The sequence below is a fragment of the Paraburkholderia sediminicola genome (assembly GCF_046027355.1).
GTDB lineage: Bacteria > Pseudomonadota > Gammaproteobacteria > Burkholderiales > Burkholderiaceae > Paraburkholderia > Paraburkholderia sediminicola_B.
Window position 1 is genome coordinate 23223 of record NZ_JAQQEK010000048.1, and the last position, 17946, is coordinate 41168.

A 17946-nucleotide genomic window follows, 5' to 3' on the forward strand; every position below is an offset into this window, starting at 1 on the left:
GCGGCGTCTCCTTAGTTAGCCGGTGCGAGATATTTCTTGCTGATCGCCGCGCCGACCGAATACTTCGGATCGACGAAATTGCCCAGCCGCACCTTGCCGCACTGGCTGAGCATCATGTAGGCATCCCAGCGGTCGAAGCCGTATTCCTTTTCCATCCACAGCACCAGTTCGTGGTACGCGATGCGCGTCGCGTCTTCAAGCGGGCGCGCGCTGCCGATCGCCATCAGCAGCTCATCGGTTTCGAGGCGTGGCCATTCGATGTGCCAGCCCTTGATCAGATCAACGTGGATCGTGGTCGTGCTGGAGTATTCGACGGCGGTGCCGCACACTTCGCCGTCGCCCTGGCAGGCGTGCGCGTCACCGATAAAGAGCCGCGCACCGGCGGAGCGCACCGGCAGATAAGTGATGCTGCCGGGGCCCATGTCGGGCACGTCCATATTGCCGCCGTGGTTGTCCGGTGTGAGCGAATTGATCGAGTCGATTTCCGGCGACAGGCTCAGTGTGCCGATATGCGGCTTGTACGGCAGCGTGACGCGCTTGCTCCAGTAGACGCCTTCTTCGTCCACGTCGATCTTGCGTGTGATCTCCGGCAGCGGCTCATTGAGCGTTGCGGTGTATTCCGTACCGGTCAGCGCGCCGAAACGCGGAATCAGGCAGCAGGTGCCGCGGGGATTGTCGCCGCGCGGCAACATCGATTCGATGTACACCGCCACCACGTCGCCCTTCTCAGCGCCTTCGATCATGATGGGTCCGCTTTGCGGATTCAGAAACGGCACCCGCAGCTTCTGACTCGGCAGATCCTGTTCCGTGAGGATCTTGCCGTCAAATGCATCGCGTGTTTGAACCACAACCCGGTCGCCCGGGGCAATGTTCATCACCGGCGTCGAGTATGGTCCGATGGTGTAGTGAAATGTGCCCTGACGGGATTCGCTGAGTTCGTGCGTTTCGCGGACTCGGCCGCGTGCGACGCCGCGCGTGTGCATGATCGATTGTTCGAGCCATTTCATCATGGTGTTCCTTCTCAAATGTGGGTTGTCGAAGTGAAGACGCGCAACGTTGACGCCGCATCACACTGAAATTAGCGCCCTGACGTTATTGGCTTCCATCTGGTCCCCACGCCCCGCCGACACGACCTGCCCGCGTACCAGTACGACATAGTCGTCGGCTACCGCCTGCGCGAAATCGAAAAATTGTTCTACCAGCAGGATCGACAGCGATCCTTTTAGCGAACGGATCACCGCCTCGATCTCCATCACGATCGACGGCTGGATGCCCTCGGTCGGTTCGTCGAGAATCAGCAGCTTAGGATTGGTCAGAAGCGCCCGGCCAATCGCAAGCTGCTGCTGCTGTCCGCCGGACAGATTCCCTGCAATGCGCCGGCGCATTGTCTTCAGCACAGGAAAGGTATGAAAGACTTCGTCGAAGGAAAATTGCTTGCCCTTGGCGGTCTGATTGCGCTCGCCGGCGTAGGCGCCGATGCGCAGGTTTTCTTCGACGCTGAGTTGCGGAAAAATCTCGCGTCCTTGCGGTACGTAGCCGAGACCCGCGAGCACGCGCCGATGCGACGGCGTGCGCGTCAGCGGCTGGCCCGCCAGTTCGATTTCGCCGCCTTTGACCGGCAGCAACCCGACAAGGCACTTCAGTAAGGTCGTCTTGCCCACGCCGTTACGGCCGAGTACGACGGTGCAGGCGCCTTCGGCCACATTCAGCGAGACGTCGCGCAACGTGTGGCTGCTGCCGTAAAACTGATTGAGTGCGGAAATCTTCAGCATGCTCACCGTCCGAGATAAACCTGAATGACGCGTGGATCGTTGCGCACGCTGTCCATCGATCCCTCGCCGAGCAGCTGCCCTTCATGCAACACGCTGACGAGGTCAGCGACCTCGCCGACAAAATCCATGTCGTGCTCGATCACCACCACCGCCCGCTCGGGCGACTTGAGCCGCGCGATCAATTCGGCGGTGCGCGCAGTTTCGTGATCGGTCATGCCGGCAACCGGTTCGTCGAGCAGTATCACTTGCGGATCAGCGACAAGCAGCATGCCGATTTCGAGCCACTGCTTCTGGCCATGCGACAGCGTGCCGGCCATCCGGGGCCCTTCATTCTCGAGACCGATCGTCTCGAGCACTTCGTCGATACGCCGGTTCTGCTGTGCGCCGAGGCGCGAGCGAACCATCTGCGCATATCCGCGACCGTTGCGAATCGCCAGTTCGAGGTTTTCGCGAACCCGCAACGCTTCGAACACGCTCGGCTTCTGGAACTTGCGGCCGATGCCGAGGCGCGCGATAGACGTTTCGTCGAGCGTCGCGAGATTCGTGACCTTGTTCAGAAAGACCTCGCCGCCTGCCGGCCGGGTCTTTCCCGTGATGACGTCCATCAAGGTCGTCTTGCCCGCACCGTTCGGACCGATGATGGCGCGAATCTCGCCGTATCGAAACTCCATCGACAGGTTCGTGATCGCCGCGAAGCCGGAAAACGTGACAGACAGGCCGCTGATGTAGATGGCGGTGGCCGGTTGTGGATGGTTCATTGGCCGCCCCCCTTGCTTTCGCTGCCGGCGGCCTTGAGCGTACCCCACAGGCCATTGCCGAAATAGACGACGATCACGAGCGTCACGCCGGCAAGAATGAACGGCCACAGCGCCGGCAGTTGCGCGGTCAGCCAGAACTTGAGTCCGTTGATCACGACCGCGCCGACGATTGCGCCGATCAGGGTGCCGCGCCCACCGATGGCCACCCACACGGCAATCTCGACGGAAAGTTGCGGCGAAACGATAGTCGGGTTGACGATGCCGACCTGCGGCACGTACAGCATCCCGGCGAACGCCGCGAGGACCGCCGAGAGACACCACGCGAAGAGCTTCAGCGTATGCGTGCGATAGCCGAGAAAGCGCATCCTCGCTTCGTCGTCGCGCACCGCGATTAGCGCCCGGCCAAAACTGGAGCGCGCGAGAAAGCGCACGCCGACATAGGCCACCGCCAGCAGCAGGCATGAACACACGGCGAGGCCTATCTGTGTGGGGGTATCGGCGAGCTTACGGCCCGCAAGGCTCGTGAAACCGGTCATGCCGTTGTTGCCGCCGAGGCCCACGTCGTTGATGAATAACAGCAGCATCAGCGCATACGTGAGCGCCTGAGTGATGATCGACAGATACACGCCATTGATGCGCGAGCGGAACGTGACGAAGCCGAACGCGCCCGCGACCAGCACGGTGATGACGATAGTGACGAGGACCGTCACATCGAGCCGCGAGAGCATCTTCCATACGGCGGGAAAATCGCTCGCGCCCATGTATTGCATGAAGTCCGGCAATACGTGCGTTTCGGCGTAGGCGCCGTTCAGCAGATAGATGGCCATCATATAGCCGCCTATGCCGAAGAAGATACCGTGCCCGAGGCTCAGGATGCCCGCATAGCCCCAGACCAGATCGAGCGCCAGCGCGAGCAGCGCGAAACACATGATCTGCCCGATCAGGTTGATGCCGAACAGCGACAGATGCAGCGCATTCGACTCCGGAATCAAAAAATAGGCAAACGGCAGATAGAGCGCCGCCAGGACCAGCACCGGGACGATGCTGACCTCAACGGTCTGGCCCATCCATTTCGTTGCGAATGCCGACAAGGTGAATTTCCTGCTGGTACGCGGATCGGGGAACGTGTTCATACGCGGGTCTTCAATGCAAAGAGTCCTTGCGGGCGCTTCTGGATAATCAGCACGATGAGCAGAAGCACGGCCACCTTGGCGGCAACTGCTCCGTAGAACGGTTCGATAAACTGGTTGATTTCGCCGAGCGCGAGCGACGAGACGACTGTCCCCGCGAGGCTGCCCGCACCGCCCAATACCACTACCATGAACGAGTCGACGACGAAGCCCGTGCCCATCGACGGATTGACGCTGGCGATCTGCGTCAACACTACGCCGGCCAGTCCCGCGAGGCCAGCACCCAGGCCGAACGCGATGCGATCGACGCGCTCAGAGGGTACGCCGAGGCAGCGCGCCATGTCGCGCAGCTGCGTGGTGGCGCGCATCAGCAAACCAAGCTTCGTGAAGCGGACCACCGTGAAGGTCGCGACGAAGATCAACACGGCGAGCACGATTGCAAACACGCGGTTGTAGGTCACGAAGAAGCCGGGCGAGACCTGCATGCCGCCGTTGAGAAAACCCGGCGTGATGAACTCGACGTTCTGTGAGCCAAACAACACCTGAATCAGCTTGATCAACGCGATGCTGACCGCCCAGGTGGCGAGCAGCGTCTCCAGCGGCCGGCGATACAGAAAACGGATGACGAAGAATTCGAGCAACATGCCGCACGCTGCGCAGATCACAAACGCCACGGGAATCGCAACGAAAATGTAGGCGTCGAACCAGCCCGGCAAATGCGTCTGCATGAAACGTTCGACGAGATACGTCGCGTACGCGCCGATCATGATGAATTCGCCATGCGCGAGATTGATCACGCCCATCAGGCCGAACACGATCGACAGGCCGAGCGCTGTCAACAACAACACGCCGGCATAGCTCAAGCCGCTAAACAGAATCGACAAGCCTTTGCCGAGCGACAGCCACGTGTCCATGTGGCGAATCGCGCCCTGCACGGCAGCCAGCACGTCGGGATCCGAACGCACGGAATCCTGCGCCGCAAAGTTCGCCAGCGCGGTCCGCGCGGTTTCGCTCGGCACCTCGGCCACAGCCTTGATCGCCGCCAGGCGATCGGCCTTCACATTGCTGTTCAGCCCGCGCTTAGCCAGAGCCAGCGTGAGAATGGTCGCGATATCCGGGTCGTGCTGCGCCTTGACCGCACGGGCGACGACAGCGGGATCGAGCAATGCATAGAACTTGTCGACTTGCCGCGCAGCCGTCGCGCGGGTGTCCTGCTGCGGCGAGAACAGGTCCATTTCCGCCGACGCCACCGCGAGCCTGCGCATCATCACGATGCTCGGCACATAGGGCGAATCCGCCGGCGCGTTGGCGCGCGGCTGGAGGGTCGCGGCGTCGAGCGCAGGGTTTCCCTGCAGTGTCGCCTGACCGTCGGCGCCGCACACCAGCGCGCCGTTACGAATCACGTCGACGATCTGACGCGCCCACGCACGCGCACGCGTATCGTCCGACACGCCGGTTTCGACAAGTTGCTCTAGTGCAGCGGCCTTATCGCCGTTCGTCGCGCAGAACGACGTGAGCATCGCGGCACGGCCCGGCGCGGCGCTCGCCGTAGTGGCCCAAATAAGTGCCAGACAAGCGATCGCGCGAAAGATCTGCCTGAAATTGATCATGGGTGTTTCCATTCCATCCTGCTAAGGGACCGGCATGCTTGCGTATGCCGATCCCACCACTGCCTGACGATGCGACAGGGACTGTCAAGCCTTGCCGATGAAGGGGCTGAACGGCACTGGCTTCTCGATGTCTTTAGACTTCCACAAAATGTCGAAGCCCTGAGTCGCGTTGATCGAGCCGATCATGTCGCCACGCCACAAGTACTGCGTGGAAGCATCCATCTTCACCGTGTAGCCTGCCGGATCGACCATCGACTGACCCGCGAGCGCCTTGCTCACCGCGTCCGTGCTGGTGGAGTGCGCCTTCGTGGCAGCCTGCGCCCACAGATTGATACCGAGGTAGGTCGACACCATCGGGTCGATCACCATGTCCGGCCGATGCTTCAGGTTATGCGCGCTGACGTAGTTCTTCCAGTCGCTCTTGAACTGGCGGTTCTGCGGTGTATCGACGTTCTGGAAGTAGCACCAGCAACTGAGGTGGCCGACCAGCGGCTTCGTATCGAGACCCTCCAGATCGCTGTCGACCACATCCAGGCCAAGAATTGGAATATCGGTTGCGCGCACGCCCTGATTGATCGCTTCCTTGAACATTGCCGGAATAGAATCCCCGACCACCGTCATCACGACGATGGCCTGGCCGCCCGGTTGCGCGGCGAAGTCCTTGATATCGCGCACGATGGTCTGGAAGTTCGACTGCCCGAATGGAACGAAATGTTCACGCCATGCCGAGTCCGGAATGTTTTTGGTCTTCAGATAGCCCTTGAGCATCTTGTTGATCGTGCGTGGCCAGACGTAGTCGCTGCCGATCATATAGAAGCGCTTGGCGCCGCCGCCCTGATCGCTCATCAGGTAGTCGATCGCCGGGAGTACCGAGCTGCTCGGCGGCGAGTTCAGATAGACAACATTCTTCGACTGCTCTTCGCCTTCGAAGTGAAGCGGATAAAACAGCAGACTGTCCTGCGACTCGACTACCGGCAACACCGACTTGCGCGACACCGACGTCCAGCAGCCGAACAGCGCCGCGCATTGGTCGCGCAGGATCAGTTGCTTCGAGAGCTGCGCATACATCGGCCAATCCGACGCCGGATCGACGACGACGCCCTGAAGCTTGCGCCCGAGCACGCCACCCTTCGCGTTAATCTGATCGATCGTCATCAGCGCCGTATCTTTTAGCAGCGACTCGCCGTTGGCCATCGTGCCCGATTGCGAAAACAGCAGGCCGAGCTTGATCGGATCGCTGGCTCCCGCGGCAAACGCAGCCTTAGGTAGCGCAGTGCCCGCAGCGGTCACCAACCCGGAGCCGACTGCCGACAGGAAGGTACGTCTTTTCATTTGCTTCACTCCGACATGGATTAGAAATCGCAAACGCAAAAAGCCCGAAACCAGACAAGCTGGTTTCGGGCTTTTTTGGCCGGTGCCACTCAAGACGCCTTTGTCTCGAACAGCGAATGGTTGCTGAGGTTCCCCGTTATGCACGACGGGTCAGCGTGACTCTATAAGCAACGGCTATGCCAGATTTTGCAGCCGGCCGCGATGCGTGCCGCAAAACCCTTTTGTGGACCGGATGCGAATTGAACAGTTGCATTCCGGTCAAAGCGGCAGGCATCATAAATAAAGCAGCCTGCGCGGTTCACTGGCTCAGCGCCGCACAAAGACAGTGCGCGTGCGCACCAGCCGCGTGCCACACGCACAAACAGCGTACTCCCCAAACGTAGCGACCATCGGTTTTGACGAATGACCCGTATTGATGCCGGACGTACCTCGGACGCAATCAGAATTGGCGTCCTGTATTCACGCTCAGGCGTGACCTCAGCCGCGGAGCTCACTCAACTGCAAGCCACCATGCTTGCGACGGAGGAGATCAATCGCGCAGGCGGCGTGTCTGGCCGCGAGATCGAACTCGTCTGTCTCGATCCACAGTGCCAGCCGCGGCGTTATGCCGACCTCGCCGAGCAACTGATTCTCGAACACCGGGTTCGGATTATTGTCGGCTGCTATATGTCCAGCACGCGCAAGGCGGTCATTCCGATTGTCGAACGGCACAATGCACTGCTCTTCTATGCGACACCGTATGAAGGCTTCGAATACAGCCGTAATGTGATCTACACTGGCGCGGCACCGAATCAGAACACCTTGCCGCTCGCCGGTTTCATGCTCACGCAGTTCGGCTCACGCGTGAGCATGATCGGTTCAGACTATGTGTGCCCGTACGAGTCGAATCGCGTGATGAGCGATCTGATCCTCGAACGCGGCGGAGAAAAGGTGGACGAAACCTATCTGTCGCTCGATGCGCCGTGGGAGAGTTATCTGGATGCCGCAAAGCGGATCAAGCAACTCGCACCCGACTTCATTTTCTCCACGGTAGTGGGAGAAGGCATTCCGCATCTGTACCGCGCGTTTGCGCAGGTCGGGCTCGATCCGTACCGCACGCCTATCGCCAGCCATATGACCAGTGAAGCCGAAATCGCGGTAATGGGAAAGGACCTCGCACAAGGACACATCACCTCAGCCGCGTACTTCCAGAGTGTGGATACAGCCGCGAACCTCGGCGCCGTCGCCCGCTATCAGGCTCGCTTCGGCGACGATCAGCCGACCAACATGTGCTGGGAAGCCTCCTATTTCCAGATGCATCTGCTCGCGGATGCGATCCGCCGCGTCGGCTCCGACGACCCGACGCTGTTGCTGCGCGTGTTGCCCGGACTCGAATTCGACGCGCCGCAGGGCCGCGTGCGTATCGACGAGCATAATAACCATACCTACCTGCATCCGTTGATCGGCCGGGTCGGCGCGCATGGCCGCTTCGAGATCATCGGGCGCGCGCCTGAACGCGTGAAGGCGGATCCCTACGTCGTCTCTCACAGCACGCCAGCGTGGACCGCGCACGCGCATCCTGAACTCGCACGCACGGGAGCGGATCGATGAAGCGCACCGCGCAGACGCCGGCGATCCTGCGCGACCTGCGTTCGCTAAAAGTCGTTGTGATTCATCCGCAGGATCAGGACGGTGAAGAGTTGCTCGCGCAGCTTCAGCGCATCGGTTGTGAGGTGCAGGTATGTTGGCCGCGCCTCGATAGCCTGCCTTGCGACACCGGTCTCGTCCTGATGGCGATGCGTCCTGAGACGCTGTCAGTCGATTATCCCTGGCTCGGAACCAGCACGTCGCCGCCTGTGATTCCGGTCGTGACTTACGAAAATCCGATCACCATCGAAGCGGTGCTGCGGTTAAATGCGTTCGCGACAATCCCGTCGCCGGTCCGCTCGTTTGGACTATTGACCGCCATCGCTGTCGCGCTTACGCAATTCAAGGCATCCCGCACACGTGAGCGATACATCGAACGGCTCGAGCAGAAGCAGGCGAAGGTTCGGGTGATCCAGCAGGCCACGCGGATCGTAATGGACTCGCGCGGCATGTCTGAAGAAGATGCGTATCAGTTGCTGCGCTCACAGGCCATGCTCAAACGCGAACAGATCGAGACGGTGGCTGGCGACATCGTCAAGGCACACGAAACCCTGAGTTTCTAACATCGGCGCGCTGGCGTCGCGCAGGCGCAATTGAGTTCGGAGTTTGGGCGCGACGGATGGGCGATGCTTTGGCGGCAATCTATTTCGAAAATTCATCTATTAGGGAACCGAAATGCCGGCGTTTCGGACCGAAAGTGACAGCATGGGTGAGGTTAAGGTCGGTTGAATCCGCCATCGTTTTCTTCCGGCACGATGAGGGTTCGTGGAACGCGTTTTCGGCAAAGGCGAGCAGGCTGGCGATGCGCGCTTATCCGCTTGCGGCGTGAGCGAGGGGTCGGGCGTCAATAGCGCGCGTCGGTGTCGTCGCCTGCCGGGTTTGGAGTCCCCACCCGCGAGCAGTGCACCGTCGTCGTCACAAAGAACCGTATTCGCCTTCGCGCCTGCCCTACGCTTTCGTACACGCGCCGAGCATGGTTTGCACGTCCGACAGGAGGAGACGGCCCTCTGCGGGTATCTCCGTGACCTTCTCACCCCGATGGAACTCCCACTCAAAGGGGTAGCACGGGAAGCGCACGCATGTTCGCATTGCAGAGTATCCCGTCAATCGAGTCAATCGCACGGACGAACTGTTGCCATGGGTCGTTGCCCATCGGCTTCACGCCGACGCCATCTGAACCCACTGTAAATCGCGTTCAGCACTTTGACATCGGCGCGCGTTCAGGTACGGTCACGATTGGACACGTACGGATATTCTGCCAATCTACTCATTGAACACGTCTCCCACGAACCCGGCGAATCTGGCGTGAAGAAAAACCAGTTTGCGGCGCGGACATGTTGCCGAAACCGATACGAGCCGGCGTTGAGCACCGAGAAATGTCACTTCGTTTCGATCCATGGCAGCCACGAAGGCGCTCCGCGCAACGTACCTCGTCACTGCGACTATGCTTAGTATCAACACCGCCGCTGTCAGACGGAAAATGCCTGTCTCAAAGAAGTGCTCCGGTACGTCAGCTACAAAAATGGCTGTCAACGCAACCAACTGGATCAACATCGCCGCCGCTGACGCGACTATCAGATGCGCACGAAAAGCACGTGCGGTCTCTGGCGCTTTCAGGTTCCGCAACCACATTGTCAACTTGAGCTTCGTTTTCATTCCGGCTCGCGTCCCCCGCATAACTTTATCAAACCAATTGACGTAGGCCACAAAAAAAGACCCACGTTAGCAGCCTGATGGTCACCGCGTGCACTGACGATCAATATCAGTGATGGGAATAGATCGAGTGGGCGCCCCCGATTGTCGTAGGCGCACTCACCTGCGAAGAGCCATCCGACACGCCACCCACATCGGTGTTGCTCGATGCCGTGACGTCCTGCGTGTTGAGGTGGGCCTCTGCCGTCTGGATATCAGCCGGATAATTCAGTTTGCTCGGCCGGTAGCCGGCCTGTTCCAACCTGATCAGATCCGCCTGTACGTCCGCACGCGTCACTGACACGCTAGCGTCCTGAGCGAAGGAGACGGTCGGGAGTGCGAGCAGCCCAGTAACCAGGGCAGCATAAAAATGCGACTTCATCGTGGATTACCTCATAAACGTGAGTTTGGTCGGCTTCGATCGGTGATCCAAACCGCTGATCTCCTTCCTCGTCGCAACGGGAGTGAGCAACAGTTATTCTGCATAGCGAAGGTGGACCTGTCCTGACGCGCGCATTACATCGCCGTCATGTTTGGATTTGGATTCCCGGAGTGAGCCGCCATTTGTTCCTTGCATCTATGAGACGCAGACGCGGAAGTTCGCCGAACACGAAAGCGGGCAGGTCACGCGTGTCGCAATAGGCCGACGAACCGCTGGCAGAAAAGTCGAATGTGGCTGACTTCGAGGCCCGAAAGCCTTGAATTTATGCGTGTGGCTTTGCGTACCAGACTTGATCGGACAAGCGTCCCGATTCATGACATTTTTGTCATTTCCCGTCCATCTCGACGCAAGGATGGTTTTTCTATATTTATCTGGCTGTCGTTTTGGAGAGCGAGCACTACCGAGGCGATGCCAATAGAGTTGCCAGTATTATCCTTCGAGTTGGTAATCCCTGCCGCAGCTAGCATGGTTGGGTCCAAGGAAGTCGCACCGTGCAAAGCATGACCTGGCAGCAGGTGGGCGAGGAAGTTTTCCGGCCCGCCCAGTGGATGGCTAACGTACAAGCGGTATGGCCGTTCTTCTGCCACCGTCGCGGGAAACAAAAAGAACTTGCGCATTCGCCGTTGGGGCATAAAAGGTTCTACAGAGCCCACGGCGACACTGCCCATACCTTGGTATTTGCTTGAAATTGCCGCGCGGCGCGCAGCGGTGCCAAGTTTAGACGTATCGTACGCTACTCAATTAACTCAGGCTCAACACGACACGCTGCGCAGATGCAATCAGCGTCGGGTACTATCTACATTGTATGCACGACTTGCTGTGCGAAAGGGTTTTCATCATGCGTATCCTGATCGTCGAAGACGAACCGAAAATGGCCTCGTACCTTCGCAAAGGCCTGATGGAGGCAAGCTTCACTGTCGATGTCTCTAACGATGGCAACGACGGTTTGTTCCTCGCGCTCCATGAAGACTACGATCTCATCGTACTCGACGTCATGCTCCCGGGCATCGACGGATTTGAGGTGCTCAAGCGCTTGCGAGCGAAAAAACGCACACCCGTGCTCCTCCTGACGGCGCGCGATGCGGTCGAAGACAAAGTCGCCGGACTTGAATCGGGGGCGGACGATTACCTGGCGAAGCCGTTCGTCTACTCCGAATTTCTTGCGCGGATTCGCGCGGTGCTGCGCAGACCCACGCAATCGGTCGACACTGTGCTGCGTGTCGGCGATATGGAAATCGACCTCCTCAGGCGCCGTGTGCGGCGCGGTGACGTCCGCATCGACCTGACTGCGCAGGAATTCACGCTTGTGAAGCTCCTCGCCGAGAGGCAGGGTGAAGTGATCACGCGCGCAGTCGTCACGTCACACGTCTGGGACATGAACTTCGACAGCGATACGAACGTCGTTGAAGTGGCTGTCAGGCGTCTGCGCGCAAAGATCGACAACCCATTCGAGAAGAAACTGCTCCATACGGTCCGTGGCATGGGCTATGTGATGGAAGAGCGGCCATGACTGCCGCGGACGGAGCGTACTCGCTGCTCAGGCGTCTGAGTCTCGCTTTTACCGTCGTCGCCGTACTGGTGCTCTCGCTGGCCGGCGCCCTTCTCTATCATTCGCTGTCGAGCCAACTCATGGACCGCGACGACCGCGAGATTTCGGTCCAGCTCGGCGGGTTTCTGGCGGCAGCTCGCGAATACGGCTCGGCAGAGGCGATCGGCAGAAATAACGGCGAGTTTCGCGAGGCATTGCTGGCGCATCCCGCAATCTCATTCGCCATACTGGATGGTCAAGGAAGGGTATTGGCCGACTTAAGCCGTGGGGACCAGCCCTTGCGGTCGATTGGGTCGGGCAATCCGGCAGAACAACAGACTTATTCATGCTCTCCGCCGTCCATCGGGCCTTCTCGCTGCGTATTCGGCGACGAAACGTTGCGTTCAGGTGAATCGATACGCGTGCTGCTCGCCCATGAAGCGATGGAACGCTACTCCGTCCTTCGCGATTATCAAGGCGATGTATGGCTCGTTCTCCTCGGTGGTTCCGCGCTGATGGGTCTACTTGGCTACGCCATCGCAAAACGGGGATTGAGGCCGGTCAAAACCATCGGCCAACGAATTTCGCGCATTGAAGCCCACAATCTTGGTGAGCGCCTCGATATCGGCTGCGGACCCGTCGAACTCCATGACATCGCGGGTCCGGTGAACCGGATGCTCGACAGGCTTCAACGTGCATTTGCGCAACTTTCGCAGTTCTCGTCCGATCTGGCGCACGATATGCGCACTCCGCTCGCCAACATGATCAGCGCATCGGAAATCACTCTTTCGCGTGAGCGATCCATCGAGGAGTACGAAGCACTGATCGACTCGAACATCGAAGAATGCCAGCGCCTTCAACGGATGATCGAGACCATGCTGTTCCTCGCGCGAGCGGACCATTCAAAGGAACTGCTTCGGCCGGGCGTACTCGATTGCCATGAAGAGTTCGCAAGGCTCACCTCGTACTTTGAAGGAGTGGCCGAGAACAAGGGCGTCCATTTCGCCATCGACGGCGCGATCCAGGTTCGCGCCGATCCGTCGATGCTTCGACGCGCCCTCAGCAACCTGGTATCGAACGCGCTTGCGCATGCTGACGCCGAATCGAAGATCGCGCTGCGCGCCTACCGGTCCGACGAGTACGTTGCCGTGGAAGTCACGAACACCGGCCAAACCATCCCGCCCGAGCATATCGACAAGATCTTCGACCGCTTTTATCGAGTCAATTCCGCGCGGCAAGGGTCGGCGAAGAACATGGGACTCGGCCTCGCCATCGTGCGATCGATCATGGAGTTGCATCGTGGCCGAGTAGACGTGGTGAGCCGCGCCGGCTTGACGACCTTCACGCTTTACTTTCCTTCCTTTACCGAGTGACACCCTGAGTCGCCGTGCCGCGCAATCGCGCGGCATTCTTTTCTCGCAGAGTTCCGTTAGCTGATCCGCTCAAGACGGCGTGCCCTGGCTCGCGCCGCGTCCGCCTTCCGTCCTCAAACCAACGGCGCAATCTGCGCTTGCCTCCCCAAGATGTCCGAAATGACATCTCCCCGCCACCTCGCAATCAGACGCACAACACGAAAATGCACTCTCCAGCACTGAGGGAAGCCGTCGCGATCCCTCGGGATCCCAACGTTTGTTCAACCATCGAGAGCTTTCGTGAACATCCGCTATCGCAAGCGTCTGCAGTTGTCTGTCGGTGCAGCGGGCATCCTCGTTCTTTGCGGTGCCTTGTTTTCCCTTCACTCGCGGACTTCCCCCGCGGCTACCGGGTCAGCGCCGCCAGCCACGGCAGTCGATCAGGCTCCGCCTCTGCCCAATACCGTGGACCTGTCGCCCGAGGCGCTCGCGAACGTCAACTTGCAGTTCGCGAGAGCGGAGCTTCGGCCCGGCGTGCATACGATTGCCGCTACCGGTGTTGTCGCATTCAACGCGAAGCGGCTCGCGCAGCTAGGCTCTCCTTCAAAGGCAAGGATCGTTGCTGTCGATGTCGCCGCAGGCGACCATGTACGCGCGGGGCAGCGACTCGCTACGCTGGACGAGTTCGATTTGAGCGACATCCGTAGTCAGGTCGCAAGTGCGTCCGCCGCAGTGGCGGACGCGAAGGCTGCAGCCGATGCGGCCAATGCGGCACTGCAGCGCGGCACCGAGCTCGTCACCGGAGGCGGCATCGCGCAGAGCGAGCTCGACCGCCGCCGTGCTGCCGCGGTCAATGCGCAGGCCATGCTGAAGTCGCGCCAGGCAGACCTGCAGAAGTGGCAGGGCATGCAACAACGCCTGATGCCGATCGGTGCCTCGGCGAGCCGAAGCAATGGAACGGCCACGCTAGCCCGACTGAGTCCGGGCGATTCGCTGGGTGCGCTCGTCGCGCCGTTCGACGGTGTGATCAGCAGCGTGAGCGCGGGCGCAGGCAACATCGTCGACATGTCGGCGCCGATTGTGACGCTGGCCGATCTTTCGATGATGTGGGTGCAAGCCAACGTCCCTGAACGCGAAGCCGCAGAAGTGCGCCCCGGTCAGACGGTGCTTGTCCACCTCGATGGGTATGGCAATCGACAGTTCACCGGCCGCGTCATCGATGTCGCCGACCAGGTCGACACCAACACCGGCACAGTAGCGGTCCGCTGCGAGCTGCCTAACGGCGACGGCGCACTCCGCGCAAATATGTTCGGCACGGTCGAGATCCAGGCGCCGCTCGGTCGGGACGCGACGCTTGTACCGGACGCGGCGCTCCAGGATGTGAATGGACAGACGGCCGTATTCATCCCTTCCGGCAACGGCCGTTTCACGTGGCGCGCCGTTCGCACCGGCTATGCCGCCGACGGCATGACACAGATTCTCAGTGGCCTGTCGGCCGGCACGTCCGTCGTCGCCGACGGCAGCTACTGGCTGAAGGCTTCGCTCATGAAGAGCACCATTCCCGACGAAGGCTGATCCGCGAGCGCACGCTATGATTACCAAACTTGTCGAGGCGGCACTGAAAAATCGCGCCGCCGTTTTGATTCTCGTTGCCGTACTGATTGTCGCCGGGCTCTACAGCATGCAACGGTTGCCCTTCGATGCTGAGCCGGACATCTCGCCGCAGCAGGTGCTGGTGACGACCCAGGCGCCCGGCCTCGCGCCAGTCGATGTCGAGCGCTCGATCACCACGCCTGTCGAGCTCGCGCTGCAGGGTCTGCCAGGCATGCAGAGCCTGCGCTCGATCTCGCGTTACGGTCTTTCCGTGATTTATGTGCGATTCGCCGACGCTACGAACCTGTACCTCGACCGCAATCTGATCGGTGAGCGGTTGCAGACGATCCAGCTTCCGCCCGGCACGACCGCGCCGCAGATGGGGCCGCTGTCGGATGGCCTTAGCGAGATCTATCAGTTTCAGGTGCGTGGCCACGGGCAGTCGCTGATGACGTTGCGCACACTGCTCGACTGGCAGATCGCACCAAGGCTGCGCCAGGTGCAAGGCGTGGTCAACGTGAACGTGAACGGCGGCCTCCTGAAGACGTACGAAGTGCAGGTCGACGACAATGCGCTCACACGTTACGGCCTGTCGGTCGGCGACATCTTCAATGCCGTGCAGATGAACAACGGCGCAACAGGCGGCGCGACCATCGAGCACAACGGCGGAGAATCGATCATCCGCGGCGAGGGATTGCTGCGCAACACGACCGACATCGGCAACATCGTGTTGCGTACCGCTGCGGGCGGCACACCGCTTTACGTTCATGACGTGGCGCATGTCGACGAAGCGCCAATGCCCCGGCTCGGCGCGGTCACGCGTGACGGCAAAGGCGAAGCCGTCGTCGGCGTCGTGCTGATGGGCATCGGGCAAAACACGCGCGTCGTCGCACAGCGCGTGCAGGACGCGATCAAGGAAATCAACCAGACGTTGCCGCCCGGCATCGAGGTGGCGCCCTACTATAACCGCGCGGACCTGATGGACCGGGTGCTGCATACGGTCGCTCACAACATGGTCGAAGGTGCAGTGCTGGTCATCGCGGTGCTGCTTTTGCTGCTCGGGAATGCGCGCGCGGGGCTGATCGTCGCCATGGCGATTCCGCTGTCGATGCTCGTCGCCGTCATCGCCATGTACGCTACGGGACTATCGGGCAATCTGATGAGTCTCGGCGCGATCGATTTTGGCCTGCTTGTCGACGGTGCGGTGGTGATGATCGAAAACGTCGTGCGGCGGCGTTCCGAAGCGCCCAATCAGCCGTTACGCCCGCTCGTGCTGGAGGCAGCAAAAGAAGTGTCCCGGCCTGTAACGTTCGCGGTTCTCATCATCACGGCCGTCTACCTTCCGATACTGAGCCTTCAGGGTATTGAAGGCAAAATGTTCCGGCCGATGGCGATGACCGTTATCTTCGCGCTGCTCGCGTCGCTAGTCCTCACGCTGACGGTCATGCCGGTGCTCGCCAGCCTGTTGCTGCGCGGCAAGGTCGCAGAGCGTGAGAGCCGCATCCTTCACTGGGTGCGCCTGCGCTATGAACCGATTCTCGCGCGTGCCGCGCAACAGCCTGCGCTGACGATGGGGCTCGCCGTCGCGCTGCTCGCGGTCGCGGTCTTCGCCGCCACGAGGCTGGGCGCAGAATTTCTGCCGCGCCTGGACGAAGGGGCGCTGACCGTCACGACGACGAAGCTGCCCGGCATATCCGTGCCGTCCGCGGTAGAGGCGCAAACCATGGTCGAACGCACGCTGATGCGCTTTCCCGAAGTGCAGTCGGCTGTCACGCTCGGCGGCAGCTCGGAGATTCCGACCGACCCGATGGGCGTGGAGCAAAGCGACACCTTCATCATGCTGAAGCCGCAATCCGAGTGGAAGACGGCGCAAACGCAGGACGGGCTCGTCACCAGGTACTCCGCGGCGTTGGATCGCGCCGTCCCAGGCCTGACGCTCAATTGGGCGCAACCGATCCAGATGCGCATGGACGACATAATCGCGGGCGTCCAGGCCGATGTTGCCGTGCAGATTCACGGGAACGATCTGCAAACACTGCACGATACCGCCGAGCGGGTTGCGGCTGTGATCTCGCGGGTGCCGGGTGCGGCAGACGTCGCGGCGCAGCAGACGACTGGCCAGCCTTACCTGCGTGTCATCGTCAAGCGCGACGCGGTGGCCCGGTACGGACTGAATGCGAGCCAGGTGCTCGATGTCGTTCAGTCGTTGGGCGGTCGCAATGTCGGGACGGTTGTCGACGCTGAAGGTCAGTTCGATATCCGGGTACGCCTGCAACCAAAGGATCGCGACGATGTGGCGCGCATCAGTGCGCTACGCATCAGCAATGGCGACGGCCGTGCCGTGCCGCTGTCGGCGGTGGCGGACATTCGCATCGAGCCGGGACCGTCGACCATCGAGCGCCAGGAAGGCAGGCGCGTCACCCTCGTTCAGGCCAACGTGCGCGGCCGCGACCTCGCCGGCTTCGTCCTCGCTGCACAACATGCGGTCGAGACGCAAGTCAAGCTCCCGCCTGGGTACACCGTGTCGTGGGGTGGCAGCTTCAAGAACCTGCAGGACGCGATGGCACGGCTTTACGTCGTGGTGCCCATCTCGCTTGCGGTGATCTTCGCGCTGCTGTACCTGATGTTCGGCAATGCCAGCCTTGCAGCGCTCATCTTCTGCAACGTGCCGTTTGCGGCGATAGGGGGCGTTCTTGCCCTCTGGATACGAGGACTGCCGTTCAGTATTTCCGCTGCGGTCGGCTTTATCGCGCTCTTCGGTATCGCCGTGCTCAACGGCGTCGTACTGGTCAGCAGCATCGTTGAGATGCGGGATCGCGGCCTGAGTGCCGTCAAGGCTGCGAAACAGGCTGCCGCGACCCGGCTAAGGCCTGTGCTCATGACTGCGACCGTGGCCAGCCTCGGCTTTCTGCCCATGGCCTTCTCGATGAGCTCGGGTGCGGAAGTCCAGCGTCCGCTTGCGACTGTCGTTATCGGTGGCCTTGTGTCGGCAACCTTGCTAACGCTGCTGGTTTTGCCGACTGTTTATCCGTGGTTCGATCGCCGCAAAGACACGTCGCGTCCTGCCGAGCTGCATGAGCGCGAAACGCAACTCGCAGAATGATGGAAGGA

15 protein-coding genes are annotated in these 17946 nt (G+C 60.7%); 6 read left to right on the top strand and 9 right to left on the bottom strand.

What is annotated here, in order from left to right; genetic code table 11:
* Positions 1-11: 11 nt before the first annotated feature.
* The 6 genes from PQR42_RS41730 to PQR42_RS41755 all read right to left on the bottom strand — a co-directional run bounded on the left by PQR42_RS41730 (position 12) and on the right by PQR42_RS41755 (position 6602).
* Positions 12-1007: an acetamidase/formamidase family protein gene (locus PQR42_RS41730; RefSeq protein ID WP_408391760.1), complete on the bottom strand. Its 996-nt coding sequence runs from the start codon at positions 1005-1007 to the stop codon at positions 12-14.
* A gap of 60 nt (positions 1008-1067) precedes the next feature.
* Positions 1068-1772 carry an urea ABC transporter ATP-binding subunit UrtE gene (gene urtE, locus PQR42_RS41735; RefSeq protein ID WP_408391701.1) on the bottom strand — a complete coding sequence of 235 codons (705 nt, stop codon included), beginning with the start codon at positions 1770-1772 and terminating at the stop codon, positions 1068-1070.
* Positions 1773-1774: 2 nt separating this feature from the next.
* Positions 1775-2530: an urea ABC transporter ATP-binding protein UrtD gene (gene urtD, locus PQR42_RS41740; protein WP_408495545.1), complete on the bottom strand. Its 756-nt coding sequence runs from the start codon at positions 2528-2530 to the stop codon at positions 1775-1777.
* Positions 2527-3663 carry an urea ABC transporter permease subunit UrtC gene (gene urtC, locus PQR42_RS41745; protein ID WP_408391695.1) on the bottom strand — a complete coding sequence of 379 codons (1137 nt, stop codon included), beginning with the start codon at positions 3661-3663 and terminating at the stop codon, positions 2527-2529. Before urtC ends, urtD begins: the two co-directional genes overlap by 4 nt.
* Positions 3660-5270 (bottom strand): urea ABC transporter permease subunit UrtB, encoded by a 1611-nt coding sequence (gene urtB / locus PQR42_RS41750; RefSeq protein WP_408495547.1) that lies wholly within the window; start codon positions 5268-5270, stop codon positions 3660-3662. Before urtB ends, urtC begins: the two co-directional genes overlap by 4 nt.
* Positions 5271-5354: 84 nt before the next feature.
* Complete coding sequence (locus tag PQR42_RS41755) at positions 5355-6602, bottom strand: urea ABC transporter substrate-binding protein (RefSeq protein WP_408495549.1); 1248 nt, start codon at positions 6600-6602, stop codon at positions 5355-5357.
* Between the two features lie 402 nt (positions 6603-7004).
* On the opposite strand from PQR42_RS41755, the gene PQR42_RS41760 reads away from it, so the two are divergent.
* Both PQR42_RS41760 and PQR42_RS41765 read left to right on the top strand, forming a co-directional pair.
* Positions 7005-8192 (top strand): transporter substrate-binding domain-containing protein, encoded by a 1188-nt coding sequence (locus PQR42_RS41760; protein WP_408495551.1) that lies wholly within the window; start codon positions 7005-7007, stop codon positions 8190-8192.
* Positions 8189-8791, top strand: coding sequence for an ANTAR domain-containing response regulator (locus PQR42_RS41765; RefSeq protein WP_408495553.1), 603 nt, complete (start codon positions 8189-8191; stop codon positions 8789-8791). The genes PQR42_RS41760 and PQR42_RS41765 overlap by 4 nt, the downstream gene beginning before the upstream one ends.
* 700 nt (positions 8792-9491) lie before the next feature.
* Here the strand turns inward: PQR42_RS41765 and PQR42_RS41770 are convergent.
* From PQR42_RS41770 to PQR42_RS41780, 3 genes are all read right to left on the bottom strand, one after another.
* A complete protein-coding gene (locus PQR42_RS41770; protein WP_408495555.1) occupies positions 9492-9884 on the bottom strand; it encodes a hypothetical protein in 393 nt (130 codons plus the stop codon).
* Between the two features lie 106 nt (positions 9885-9990).
* A complete protein-coding gene (locus PQR42_RS41775) occupies positions 9991-10302 on the bottom strand; it encodes a DUF4148 domain-containing protein (RefSeq protein WP_408391679.1) in 312 nt (103 codons plus the stop codon).
* Between the two features lie 371 nt (positions 10303-10673).
* Positions 10674-10979, bottom strand: a complete 306-nt coding sequence (locus tag PQR42_RS41780; RefSeq protein WP_408391676.1) for a hypothetical protein — start codon at positions 10977-10979, stop codon at positions 10674-10676.
* A 221-nt stretch (positions 10980-11200) separates the two neighbouring features.
* On the opposite strand from PQR42_RS41780, the gene PQR42_RS41785 reads away from it, so the two are divergent.
* From PQR42_RS41785 to PQR42_RS41800, 4 genes are all read left to right on the top strand, one after another.
* Complete coding sequence (locus PQR42_RS41785; RefSeq protein WP_408259785.1) at positions 11201-11872, top strand: heavy metal response regulator transcription factor; 672 nt, start codon at positions 11201-11203, stop codon at positions 11870-11872.
* The gene (locus tag PQR42_RS41790; RefSeq protein WP_408391674.1) at positions 11869-13263 is read left to right on the top strand and encodes a heavy metal sensor histidine kinase; all 1395 of its coding nucleotides are present in this window, start codon (positions 11869-11871) and stop codon (positions 13261-13263) included. The genes PQR42_RS41785 and PQR42_RS41790 overlap by 4 nt, the downstream gene beginning before the upstream one ends.
* A 279-nt stretch (positions 13264-13542) precedes the next feature.
* Positions 13543-14817, top strand: coding sequence for an efflux RND transporter periplasmic adaptor subunit (locus PQR42_RS41795; protein ID WP_408391671.1), 1275 nt, complete (start codon positions 13543-13545; stop codon positions 14815-14817).
* Positions 14818-14833: 16 nt separating this feature from the next.
* Positions 14834-17938, top strand: coding sequence for an efflux RND transporter permease subunit (locus PQR42_RS41800; protein ID WP_408495558.1), 3105 nt, complete (start codon positions 14834-14836; stop codon positions 17936-17938).
* Positions 17939-17946: the final 8 nt, after the last annotated feature.